Annotated in this window: 9 protein-coding genes; 1 reads left to right on the top strand and 8 read right to left on the bottom strand. The window is 67.2% G+C overall.

The window, feature by feature from the left end; translation table 11 throughout:
- Positions 1 to 6 precede the first annotated feature (6 nt).
- The 8 genes from U5N23_RS30870 to U5N23_RS30835 form a co-directional block, all read right to left on the bottom strand.
- Entirely contained in the window at positions 7 to 1035 is a 1029-nt protein-coding gene (locus U5N23_RS30870) for an asparaginase (protein ID WP_322596491.1), read from the bottom strand.
- Between the two features lies 1 nt (position 1036).
- Positions 1037 to 1756 carry an ABC transporter ATP-binding protein gene (locus tag U5N23_RS30865; protein WP_322596490.1) on the bottom strand — a complete coding sequence of 240 codons (720 nt, stop codon included), beginning with the start codon at positions 1754 to 1756 and terminating at the stop codon, positions 1037 to 1039.
- On the bottom strand, positions 1753 to 3543 hold the full coding sequence (locus tag U5N23_RS30860; RefSeq protein WP_322596625.1) for a branched-chain amino acid ABC transporter ATP-binding protein/permease: 1791 nt from the start codon (positions 3541 to 3543) through the stop codon (positions 1753 to 1755). Before U5N23_RS30860 ends, U5N23_RS30865 begins: the two co-directional genes overlap by 4 nt.
- Positions 3544 to 3580: 37 nt before the next feature.
- Positions 3581 to 4414 carry a branched-chain amino acid ABC transporter permease gene (locus tag U5N23_RS30855; protein ID WP_322596489.1) on the bottom strand — a complete coding sequence of 278 codons (834 nt, stop codon included), beginning with the start codon at positions 4412 to 4414 and terminating at the stop codon, positions 3581 to 3583.
- A 449-nt stretch (positions 4415 to 4863) separates the two neighbouring features.
- The gene (locus tag U5N23_RS30850) at positions 4864 to 6054 is read right to left on the bottom strand and encodes a substrate-binding protein (protein WP_416208696.1); all 1191 of its coding nucleotides are present in this window, start codon (positions 6052 to 6054) and stop codon (positions 4864 to 4866) included.
- Between the two features lie 20 nt (positions 6055 to 6074).
- Positions 6075 to 7739: a methyl-accepting chemotaxis protein gene (locus U5N23_RS30845; RefSeq protein ID WP_322596488.1), complete on the bottom strand. Its 1665-nt coding sequence runs from the start codon at positions 7737 to 7739 to the stop codon at positions 6075 to 6077.
- A 168-nt stretch (positions 7740 to 7907) separates the two neighbouring features.
- The gene (locus U5N23_RS30840; protein WP_416208701.1) at positions 7908 to 9071 is read right to left on the bottom strand and encodes a substrate-binding protein; all 1164 of its coding nucleotides are present in this window, start codon (positions 9069 to 9071) and stop codon (positions 7908 to 7910) included.
- Positions 9072 to 9139: 68 nt separating this feature from the next.
- Positions 9140 to 9973 carry a nitrilase family protein gene (locus U5N23_RS30835; protein WP_416208700.1) on the bottom strand — a complete coding sequence of 278 codons (834 nt, stop codon included), beginning with the start codon at positions 9971 to 9973 and terminating at the stop codon, positions 9140 to 9142.
- 498 nt (positions 9974 to 10471) lie between these two features.
- On the opposite strand from U5N23_RS30835, the gene U5N23_RS30830 reads away from it, so the two are divergent.
- Positions 10472 to 11386, top strand: coding sequence for a sensor domain-containing diguanylate cyclase (locus U5N23_RS30830; RefSeq protein WP_322596485.1), 915 nt, complete (start codon positions 10472 to 10474; stop codon positions 11384 to 11386).
- The last annotated feature ends 222 nt before the right edge of the window (positions 11387 to 11608 follow it).

Below are 11608 nucleotides of genomic sequence, written 5' to 3'. Positions count from 1 at the left end.
ATTCCTTCATTGGTCGAACATGCTTTGCAGCTGGTGCGGCGTTCGTGCGCCCTGCAGCAACAGCATCAGCAAGATACGCGCCTTGTGCGGGCTCAGATTGTCGGCGAACACGGCGCCTGCGGCCTTGAGCGTGTGCCCGCCGCCATCGAAGGCGTAGGCCGGCTGCACGCGCCCGTTGGGGACGCGGGTCGAGATGACCACGGCCACCCCGCGCGCGATGGCTTCACGGATGGCCTCGAACATGCCGGCATTCACATTGCCAAAGCCCAGCGCCTGCACCACGACGCCGCGCGCACCCAGCGCCACTGCGGCGCGCACCAGGTCGCCGCTGGCGCCCGCGAACATGGGCACGATCTCGACGCGCGGCAGATCCCCCGCGCGCAGCGCCACATGCTGGCGGCGCGTGGGCTGGCGCGAGAAGACCACCCGGTCATCGTCCACCACGCCCAGCAGGCCGAAGTCACCGGACTTGAAGGCTTCCACGTCGGCCGTGTGGGTCTTGGTGGCCTCGCGGGCGGCGTTGATCTGGTTGTTCATCGCCACCAGCACGCCCTGGCGGCGCGCCTGGCCGGCCACGCAGATGCGCGCCGCGTTGAGCAGGTTGCGCGGACCGTCGAAATCAGGCACCGAGGCATTGCGCTGCGCGCCCACCAGCACCACGGGCTTGTCGCCGGCCAGGGTCAGGTCCAGGAACCAGGCCGTCTCCTCCAGCGTGTCGGTCCCGTGGGAGATGATGACGCCGGTGATCTCGGGGCGCGCCAGCGCCTCGTGCACGGCATGCCACAGCTGCACCCAGCGCCCCGGGTCCATGTGATCGGAGGGGATGTTGAACAGCTCGCGCACCTCCAGCCGCGCCACATGCGCCATGGCCGGCACGGCCGCCAGCAGGTCCTCCCCCGACAGCGCTGGCACGGCCCCGCCCCGCTCGGGGTCGAGCTTCATGGCGATGGTGCCGCCGGTGGCGATCAGTTGGCAAAGCGGCAGGGGCAGCGGCATGGACGGTGGTGCCGACAGGGGGCAGTCCTGGGCGTGCATGTCAGACCCTCAGGTGGCTGAAAACCGCCTCGACGGCCCCATCGGCCTTGGCCAGGCCCTCGTCGACCAGCTCGCCCTGCTTGAGGACCACGTAGCGATCAGCCACCTTGAGCGCAAAGGGCACGTTCTGCTCCACGATCAGCAAGGTGGTGCCGTGCTGCTCGCGCTCCTGCAGCAGGGCATTGGCCAGCCGGTCGATCACCGAGGGCTGCAGGCCTTCGGTGATCTCGTCGAGCAGGATGACCGATGGCCGCACCATCAGCGCCCGCGCCAGCAGCAGCATCTTCTGCTCGCCGCCCGACAGCGTGCCGGCGTACTGCGCGAGGCGGCTGCCGAACACCGGAAACAGCGGCTCCACGGCGGCAAAGCGCTCTTCGAACAGCGACTCCTTCGCCAGGCCCAGGCGCAGGTTGTCGCGGATGCTCAGGTCGGCGAACAGCGGCTGCTCCTGCGAGGCGTAGGCCACACCCTGGCGCGCGATGCGGTGCGGTGGCAGGCGGGTGATGTTCTCGCCGTGCAGGTGGATGGCCCCGGCCTTCTTGGCCAGGTAGCCCATCACCGTCTTGAGCAGGGTGCTCTTGCCCATGCCGTTCTTGCCCAACAGGGCCACGGCCTCGCCCTTGCGGATGTCCAGGCTCAGGCCGCGCAGCACCACGGAGGCGCGGTAGCCGCTGGTGATGCCGTCGAGCACCAGGGCCGAGGGAGATGCAATGGCGTTCATGCGCCCTCCTTCATGGCATGCGTGCTGCCCGAGTAGATGGTCTTGACCAGGGGCGAGTTGACCACCTCCTGGAAGCTGCCCTGCATGGCGATGGCACCCTGGTGCAGCACCACGATGCGGGTGGAGATGAGCTCCACGAAATCGAGGTCGTGCTCCACCAGCAGGCAGCACAGGCCGTAGCGGTGCGCCAGCGACGACAGCACCTCGCCGATCTGCGTGCGCTCCGTCTTGGTCAGCCCGGCCGTGGGTTCGTCGAGCAGCACCACGCGCGGCTCCAGCGCCAGCACCATGGCCAGCTCCAGCGCCTGCTGCTCGCCGTGCGACAGGTCGCGCGCCACGGTGGCCAGCTTGCCCTCCAGCGCCGTGGCCCGCACCACATGCAGCGCATAGGGCGGCAGGCGCAGCACCGGGTCCTGGTGCAGCAGCGAGGGGCGCTCCAGCCGCGTACCGGCGATGCGCAGGCATTCGGCCACGGTCAGCGACTCGAAGATGTTGGCGTTCTGGAACTTGCGCCCCAGGCCCAGGCGCACACAGGCCTCGGGCGGCAGCTGGCGGATGTCGCTGCCGCACAGCTCCACCGTGCCGCCGCTGCGCTCGGCGCCGTCGCTCATGCAGCGCATCAGCGTGGTCTTGCCGGCGCCGTTGGGCCCGATCAGCCCCACCAGCTCGCCTGGGCGGGCCTCGAAGTCGATGCCCTGCAGCACCTTGAGGGAGCCAAAATGCTTGGTCACGCCCTGCAGGCGGATGGCCACCGCATCGGTCGCCTGGCCGTCGGTGCTGCCCGGCCGCTCCTGCAGCTGCGGCATGCGCGTGGCACCCTGCAGCACGCCGAAGGGCTTGAGCAGCAGCGGAATCAGCCCCTGCGGAAACAGCACGATGACCACCACGAACGCCCCGCCCAGTATCAGTTGCCAGGCAAAGGGCATGCTGCTGCTCAGGTAGGCCGTGGCCACGTTGATCAGCACGCCACCGGCCAGCGGCCCCCACAGCGTGCCGCGCCCGCCCAGCGCCACCCAGATGATGAGCTCGGTGCCCAGCGCAAAGCCCGTGAGCTCCGGCGCCACCACGCCGCTGAACGCGCCGTAGCCAAAGCCCGCGATGCCGGCCATCACACCCATGGCCGTGAGCAGTGCGATCTTCACCCGCGAGGTGTCGATGCCCAGGTAGGTGCAGCGCACCTCGTTGTCGCGGATGGCCGCCAGCATGCGGCCCGCATCGCTGCGCACCAGCACCCAGCCGATGGCACCGGCCACGGCCAGCATGCTGCCCGCCACCCAATACCAGGCCTCGAGCGACCAGTCGAAGCTCTGGTAGCCCGTGAGCCCCGAACTCGACCCTGTGAAGCTGCCGCCCGACAGCAGCAACTGCGTGAGCACGATGGGCAGCACCAGCGAGATCACCGTCGCAAAGAACGGCGAAGCCCCGCGGTAGAACGACAGCCAGCCCACCAGGCCGGCCACCGCCGCGCTGGCCAGCACCGTGGCGCAGACGGCCAGCAGCACGGTGAAGGCGCTGAACCCGACGTGGGTGAACACCAGCCCGGCGGCATAGGCGCCGATGCCGAAGAAGGCCGATTGACCGAACGTGAGGTAGCCGGTGTAGCCCCAGAGGATGTCCACCGTGATCGCCGCGATGGCGAAGAAGAAGGCCTTGATCAGGATGTTCAGCAAATAGGTGTCGAACACCCAGGGCCCGGCGACGAGCAGCCCCACACCGATGGCGCCGAGCACCAGGAGGCTGTTGAAGGGACGCGCCCGTACCACCGGGTCAGCGGGTTCGGAGGGCATGGCGGGCGGCAATGCCGCATTGGAATGGGTGGTGGTATCAGCCACGGGCAAACCCCTTGGGACGGATGCGCAGCGTGACTGCTGCGAGGACGGCGATGGTCAGCCCGCCGAGGACGGGGCTGGCGTAGGTGCTGACCAGCACCTGGGCCGCGCCGAACACGGCGCAGGTCACCAGCAGGCTGGCCATGGAATGGCCCGAGACCATGACCAGCATGAAGGCGCTGACCAGCCAGGGCAGGCCCATGGTGGGGTCGACGCTGGACAGCGGCGTGATCATGGCGCCGGCCAGCGTGCCCAGGCCTGCGCCCAGGCTGAAGGTGATGAAGCGCACGCGGCCCGAATGGATGCCCAGGCTGCTGGCCAGGTCCTCGTTCATGATCACTGCGCGGGTGCGCACGCCAAAGCGCGTGCCGTTGAGCAGCCCCGTGAGCGCCAGGCACAGCACGATGGCCACCGGCACCAGCACCAGGCGGTAGGCCGAATAATCGACCCCCGCCACTTGCCAGGTGCCCGACAGCGGGGCACTGACGAACTGCACCTCGCGGCCGAAGGCGATCACGATGAGCTGGCCGATGACGATACCCAGCCCCCAGGTGGCCAGGATGGCGTCGAGCGGCCGCTTGTACAGCGGGCGCACGATGAGCCCTTCCACCAGCATGCCCACGGCCACGCCGACCACGATGGCCAGCGGCCAGGCCAGCCAAGGGTCCATCTGCAGCCGGGTGACCACATAGCTTGCATAGCCGCCCAGCGTGAGCAGGGCACCATGCGCAAAATTGACGATCTTCATCACCCCGAAGACCATCATCAACCCCGCCGTGACGACGAACAGCATCGCCGCCGTGGTGAGCAGATCCAGCAACAGAACCATGGTGTGCTCCTACGAATGGAAAGGAATCGGGCCGCGCAGGGACAACGCGGTGGCGGCGGCGGTAAGGGTCATGGGGTGTCTCCTGGGTCTTGTGGGTATCGTGGGTAGCGCAAGAAGTGCCTGCACAGGCAATGCACAGGCCGTGCCTGCCGGGCGGGCCTGGCGCACGGAATCGGTCAGTGAAAGGAACAGCGGGAGGGGTCCCACAGAGAACATGTTTTCAAGCTCCAGAAAGCAAAAAGCCCCTGACCGCGCGGTGTGCGCATTCAGGGGCTTTCATAGCCGGTATGTGGTCAGCAATGCTGCTGAGGGACCGCCGTGGCTTGGCCAGTGCGGTCGTTTCAATTATGACAGCCGGTCACACCAGCGTCAATCAACTGCGAAGCTGCTTTCTTCGCGATTTGTCCTCCCTGCAGGCGCCCTCAGGCAGGTCATTCAAACGGCCGAGCTCACTCCATCTGCGGACACTGCACGCCCGGGTCCACGCTCGCGTAGGTCTCCAGGATGCGGATGCTCCCGTCGGAGCGCACCTGCCCCAGGCGCATGGCCAGCGGCGTGTGCCGGCCCTTGCCCATGCGCAGCGTGCCGCGCGGTCCGGTCACCGTGACCTCACCCAGCGCCTTGATGACCTTGGCGGCATCGGTGCTGCCAGCCGCCTCCACCGCCGCCTTGTACTGGAAGAAGGCCTCGTACTGCGGCACCGAGAGCTCATTGGGCGCCTTGAGGTCCGCACCGAAGCGCACCAGCATGCGCATGCGGAACGAACGGTTGTGCGCCGTATCGATGGAGGGGAAATAGGACGCCGCCATGAGCATGCCCGTGGCCGCGCTACCCATCTCTCGCGCAGTGCTTTCATCGATGGAGAGGTTGCCGAGCGGTGCGCGCACGTCGGCGGCCTTGAGCTGCCGGGCCAGCGACACGTTGGGTACGCCGCCTGCGGTAGCACTGATGATCGCATCGGGTCTGGCCGCGCGGATCTTGGCGATCACCGTTGTCCAGTCGCTGCCGTCTACGGGCAGGTACTCCTCGCCCACCACCTGCCCACCGCCCTTTCTGATGGTCTGGCGCGCAAACTCGAGCATGCCACGGCCAAAGGCGTAGTCGCTGCCCACAAGGAAGAAGCTGCGCGCATTCCGGTTGCGCGCAAGGTACTCGACCACGGGCGCTACCTGCTGCTCGGGCACCCAGGCATTGACGTACATCCAGGGGCTGCACGAGCGGCCTTCGTAGAACGAGGTGTAGATGTAAGGCAACTGGCCGCGAGCGACGACGGGCAGCGCCGCATTGCGCGCCGCGCTGGTCTGCATGGCGATGAGGGCGTGCACCTTTTTCTGGAACACCAGCGCCTGCACGGCCTTCTGCGCGCCCTCGGCGCCAGAGGCGTCGTCCATGATCTCGAGCTGCACCGGCCGCCCCAGGATGCCGCCGTTGGCATTGATCTCCTCGACCGCCAATTGCGAGGACTGCACCACGGCGGGCGCCACCACGCTGTTGGCGCCCGAAAGCCCCACGGCCACGCCGATGCGGATGGGCTCGGCCGCACGCGGCTGTGCCGAGACAGTGGTGGCCATGGCAAGCAGCACCGCCGTGGCGAACAGGGCCAGCACGGCCATCTGCAGGGTGTTCAAAAGCAGCTTCATCGCAGCATCTCCCACCGCACTCAGCGTGCTGCGGCCAAGGGCAGTTGCCACAGCGGCGCGCCCCTGCGGGATGTTGCGGCATGCACAGCCCCGGTGCTGCCGCTGGGCGTTGCCGCGTCGACCGCCTCGTCCCCCAGGTGGAAGGTGGACACCAGCGCGAGCAGGCGGCGCGACTGGTCCTGCAGGCTCGCCGCCGCAGCGGCGCCCTCCTCCACCAGCGCGGCGTTCTGCTGCGTGGCGTGGTCCAGCTCGGCGATGGCGTGGTTGATGCCGTGGATGCGCCCGCTTTGCGCGGTGGATGCCCCGGCCACCTCGCCGATGATGCCCGAGACCCGCTCCACGCTGGCCACGATGTCGGCCATGGTGGTGCCGGCGCCTTGCACCAGGCGTGCGCCCGCCGCCACATGCAAGAGGCTGTCGTCGATGAGACCCTTGATCTCCCTGGCCGCCGAGGCACTGCGCTGCGCGAGCGCACGCACTTCGCCCGCCACCACGGCAAAGCCACGCCCGGCGTTGCCCGCACGTGCCGCCTCTACCGCCGCATTCAGCGCCAGAATATTGGTCTGGAAGGCGATGCCGTCGATGACGCCGATGATGTCGGCGATGTGCCGGGATGACTGGGTGATCTGGCCCATGGTGTCCACCACCTGCCCTACGGCTGCGCCGCCGCGCTGGGCCACGGCCGCCGCATTGCCGGCCAGGCCGTTGGCCTCGTCCGCCGCCTCGGCGCTGTGGCGCAGGTTGCCGGCAAGCTGGTCCAGCGAATGGGCCGTCTCCTGCAGGCGCGTGGCGGCCTGCTCGGTGCGCTGGCTCAGGTCCAGGTTGCCGGCCGCCACCTCGGAGCTGGCGGTATCGATGCTCACGGCGGCATCACGGATGTCGGCCACCAGGCCCCGCAGGCGCCGCTGCATGGTGGCGATGGCGTCGAGCAGGCGCCCTACCTCGCCCTGCCCTGCGCCTTCGATGGCATTGTCCAAGGCACCTTCGGCAATGCGCTCGGCGATGCGCACCGCGCGCTCTACCGGTCGCTGGATGCCACGCGCGATGCGCCAGGCCACGAGCACACCGAGGGCGACCGCAGCCAGCGCAAGCAGCGCGCCGATGGTCGTGGAGCGCTGGATCTGCGTGCCCACGGCGGTGGCCAGCACGGCATTGCGCTGGGCCTGCAGCGCAATGAGTGCGTTCACCCTGGCGCGCCACTGCGCCTCCACCGGCCGCAGCTCCTGCGTGAGCGTGGTGGTGGCATCGATGTTGGCACCCGCCAGCCCGTGCCGGGCGGCCTGCTGCACCAGCGCCATGCCGCGCGCGCCCAGCGCGGCGATGTCTGCTGCCAGTTGGCGCTCGTCGGCCTGGGAATCGGCCATGGCCGCGGCCAGCGCCTTTTCGGCGCGAACGTACTCGCCACGCGCTGTCTCCAGCGTGGCGCCTTCGGCCTTGAGCTCGGCCATATCAGACAGCAGCACGATGGAGCGCACCTGCACGGCCATCAGGTTGATGTTGTCCAGCAGCTCGCGGGCGAAGGCGGCGCGCTGGTTGTTGACCTCCACGATCTGGCGCACCTGGTTGCCCACCTGGTGCGAGGACCAGGCATTCATGCCGGCCACGGTCATGATCAACGCCAGCAGGCAGCCAAAGCCGAGCGCCAGGCGGCCGGCGATGGAGTGGGTGAATCGGTGCAAGGTCATGGAAAACTCCTCGAATCGGGCATGGCTGCGCCGCAAGGGTGGCGCGGGTGGCGCCGCCCCTCGTGCTGCGGGTCGTGGTGGTGAGCGGGAGGAAACCCCGGCCCTTGCGGCCGGGTGGGGCCAGCGGCCGGCACCGCAGCAGGGTGCCGGCAGCCTGTGCTGGCAGGCTTACTTCAGGTCAGGGCACTGCGCGCCGGGGTCCACGCCCTTGAAGGTCTGCAGGATCTTGATGGCGCCGCCGGCCTGGATCTGGCCCAGGCGCATCGCCAGTGGCGCATGGCGGCTCTTGTTCATGCTCACCTCGCCGCGCGGGCCGGTGTAGGAAACCTCGCCCAGCGCCTTGATGATCTTGTCCTTGTCCACCGCGCCCACCTTCTCGACGGCGGCCTTGTACAGGTAGAAGGCTTCGTACTGCGGCTCGGACAGTTCATTGGGCGTCTTCAGGTCGGCGCCGAACTTCTTCGTCATCGCGGCGATGAACTTCTGGTTCTCGGGCGTCTCGATGGTGGTCAGGTACGAGGCCGACATGTACATGCCCGTCGCCACGTCGCCCATGTTTTTCGCAGTGGCTTCGTCGATGGCCAGGTTGCCGTAGGGCAGGTTCAGGCCCGAGCCCTGCAGTTGCTTGGCCAGCGAGACGTTGGGCGCACCGCCGGCGGTGGCGCTGATCAGCGCATCGGCCTTGGCCGCGCGGATCTTGCTGAGCACCGGGGTCCAGTCCGAGCCGTCGATGGGCAGGTACTCCTCGCCCACCACCTTGCCGCCATTCTTCTCGATGTACTTCTTGGTGAAGTCCAGCATGCCGCGGCCAAACGCGTAGTCGTTGCCCACCAGGAAGAAGTTGCGCGACTTCAGATTGGACCAGAAGTAGTTGACGATGGGCGCCACCTGCTGCTCGGGCACCCAGGCGTTGACGTACATCCAGGGGCTGCACGAGCGGCCTTCGTAGAACGAGGTGTAGATGTAGGGCACCTTGCCGCGCGAGATGATGGGCAGGGCCGCATTGCGCGCGGCGCTGGTCTCCATGGCGATGACGGCGTCGACCTTCTTCTGGAACACCAGGGTGTCGAAGGCCTTCTGCGCGCCCACGGCGCCCGAAGCGTCGTCCACGATCTCGAGTTCGACCTTGCGACCGAGGATGCCGCCGGCGGCATTGATCTCTTCGACCGCCAGTTGCGAGGACTGCACCACGGCCGGTGCCACCACGCTGTTGGCACCCGAAAGGCCCACGGCCACGCCGATGCGGATGGGGTCGGCGGCCTGGGCCTGCAGGGCCAGCGCGGCAGCCAGGGCGATTGCGCCGTAGCGCAGGAGGGAGGTGAAGGGGGTCATCATCAGAAGGCTCCTTGGGTTGGGGGTGAACGAAAAAGGAAACACGGGGCGGAAAAAATCAGAGGGCATCAGTGCCGCGGCAGCGGCCAGCCGGTGCCCAACATGGGGTCGTACACGTCATCGCGGCGATCACGCAGCACGTGGTTGAAGGGATTGAGCTGGCGGGCCTGGCGCGTGGCCCGGAGGTCCAGCTGCGCGGTGAGCACGAGGTCATCACCGCCCACGGGGGCAGGGCCCGCCAGCGGCCAACCCTGGGCATCGACGATCAGGCTCTGGCCGATGAAGGGCTGGCCACGCTCGGTGCCGGTGCGGTTGGCGCAGACGATGTTCAGCGCATTGCTGTGGGCGCTGGCCATGGCCAGCGTGTTGGCCATGGCGGGGCTGCATGGGGGCTGGCCCGGCATGGGCACCCAGTTGGTGGGCATGGCCACGACGTCGGCGCCCTGCATGGCCAGCAGGCGGTAGACCTCGGGGAACCAGCCGTCATAGCAGATCACCACACCCAGGCGCCCCCACGGCGTGTGAAACAGCGGCAGGCCCTTGTCGCCCGCCTCGAAGAACAGGTGCTCGTTGCCCCACAGGTGCAGCTTGCGGTAGGTGCCCAGCCAGCCCTCGGGGCCGACGACCACGGCCGCGTTGTACAGGCGCTCGCCATCGCGCTCGGCAATGCCGGCCACAATGAGCGTGTTCCAGCGGCGGGCCACCTCGATCCAGGCCTGCGTGCTTGGGCCATTGGGCACGGGCTCGGCCAATGCGAAGGCCTCGGCGCGGCTCTCGAACACGTAGCCGGTGTTGGCCAGTTCGGGCAGCACCACCAGGGCAGCGCCGCCCGCGGCCGCACGCTCGGCCAGGGCCACCGAGCGCGCCAGGTTCTCGTCCTTGCGGCCGATGCGCGGCTCCATCTGGATGCTCGCCACGGTGACGAGGTGCCCGGCAGTGCTTGGCGCGGGGAGGTTTCCCGAATCGGACGACAACGACATTCAAACTCCAAAAAGCAAAAAGCCCCTGACCGCGCTGTACGCGCATGTCAGGGGCTTTCATAGCCGGTATGTGATCAGCAATGTTGCTGAGGTTCTGGTGCGGTGAAGACCGAACCAATGCTGCGAATTATGGACGTGTAAAAAATCGGAGTCAACAACTTGTCACAGTGTCGTTGTTGCGCCCTGTCGTCGATCGGGCATGCAGGCGAACAAAAAATAGCCATGGCGAGCGGTGTGAATTTTCCGGAGCGCAATAGGCGCCCCTGCTTCGCCTCGCCAACTCGCACTTTCGCCGTCACGCACGCAAGACTTGATGCACGTCAAGCCGGTGAACCTGCACTTGGCCGACCATGGAGATGTACCCGGACCCACAACGGTTCCGGCGCACCGCCCAGCAGGGCAACCACGGACCCCGCGCCCATGAACCTTTCCGAACTTATCGTCGCACAGGCTCCCGATGGCATCCTGTTCGTATCGGACAGCGGCACCATCGTGCTGGCCAACGAGGCTCTGTGCACGCTGTCAGGCTACCAGCCCCATGAACTGATTGGAAAATCCGTCGAGCTCTTCCTGCCTGCCGACCTGCGCCGATTGCATGGGGAAAACAGACAGCGCTATGCAAGCGAGCCTCGACGCAGACCCATGGGAACCATGGGAAACCTGACCCTGCTGCGCAAGGACGGTGCAAGCGTACCGATAGACATCGCACTGAGCCACCTGGATGCAGATGGCCATGTCGGTACGATCGCTTTTGTTCGCGACACGAGCGCGACCAAACAGTCCGAGCGGCAGCTGCAGCACCAGGCAACGCACGACGCGCTGACGGGCCTGGCCAATCGCTGGCTGTTGGGTGAGTACCTCCGTCAGGCCATTGCGCACGCAGGGCGCGCAGGCAGGCGGATAGCCCTTCTGTTGCTGGACCTTGATGGCTTCAAGTCCGTCAACGACACCTTCGGACACGCCGTTGGCGACAAGCTGCTGGTCAATGTGGCGGGGAGCCTGACAGCGCAAGTGCGTGCCAGCGATGTCGTTGCCCGCATTGGCGGCGACGAGTTTGTCGTTTTGCTGCGCGAGGTCGACGCGGTATCGGACGCAGAGCGGGTGGCTGACAAGCTCGTCGCCGCGCTCTCACGCCCTCGCCACCTGGATGGGATCCCCCTTCAGACAGGCTGCAGCCTGGGTATCGCCATGTACCCTGAAGATGCACAGGAGTCCGAGGCACTGATGCGCTGCGCCGACCTCGCCATGTACCACGCCAAGGCACAGGGCCGGGGACGCAGCATCGTGTTCACGCCCGAAATGTCGGATTCGACAGGGCTTGCCAGGCGCAATTGAACGCGCAGCGCGCGCAGCGCGCGCACTGTCTTCTGCGTCGCAATGAACAGTAGCAGGCCCAGGGGCAGTGTCTGCGTGTCATGCCGCCGTCGCACCCCACACGCTGCGCCAATATCTGCCGCGCACCAAAAGACCCACGAAAAATTCATATTTGACATTGTTATCAAATAAAACTATCATTTACATCACAAAACTAGTAGCCACTCTGATGACTCTGGCTTT

This window comes from Acidovorax sp., from assembly GCF_034519795.1.
Lineage (GTDB): Bacteria > Pseudomonadota > Gammaproteobacteria > Burkholderiales > Burkholderiaceae_C > Acidovorax.
This window is presented reverse-complemented; position numbering and strand designations above follow the sequence as displayed.

Bases quoted from the DNA above. Each gene is read 5' to 3' on its own strand.
- U5N23_RS30870 (WP_322596491.1), bottom strand. From the start codon at position 1,035: ATGCACGCCCAGGACTGCCCCCTGTCGGCACCACCGTCCATGCCGCTG.
- U5N23_RS30855 (WP_322596489.1), bottom strand. From the start codon at position 4,414: ATGGTTCTGTTGCTGGATCTGCTCACCACGGCGGCGATGCTGTTCGTC.
- U5N23_RS30835 (WP_416208700.1), bottom strand. From the start codon at position 9,973: ATGGAGCCGCGCATCGGCCGCAAGGACGAGAACCTGGCGCGCTCGGTG.
- U5N23_RS30865 (WP_322596490.1), bottom strand. From the start codon at position 1,756: ATGAACGCCATTGCATCTCCCTCGGCCCTGGTGCTCGACGGCATCACC.
- U5N23_RS30850 (WP_416208696.1), bottom strand. From the start codon at position 6,054: ATGAAGCTGCTTTTGAACACCCTGCAGATGGCCGTGCTGGCCCTGTTC.
- U5N23_RS30830 (WP_322596485.1), top strand. From the start codon at position 10,472: ATGAACCTTTCCGAACTTATCGTCGCACAGGCTCCCGATGGCATCCTG.
- U5N23_RS30845 (WP_322596488.1), bottom strand. From the start codon at position 7,739: ATGACCTTGCACCGATTCACCCACTCCATCGCCGGCCGCCTGGCGCTC.
- U5N23_RS30860 (WP_322596625.1), bottom strand. From the start codon at position 3,543: ATGCCCTCCGAACCCGCTGACCCGGTGGTACGGGCGCGTCCCTTCAAC.
- U5N23_RS30840 (WP_416208701.1), bottom strand. From the start codon at position 9,071: ATGACCCCCTTCACCTCCCTCCTGCGCTACGGCGCAATCGCCCTGGCT.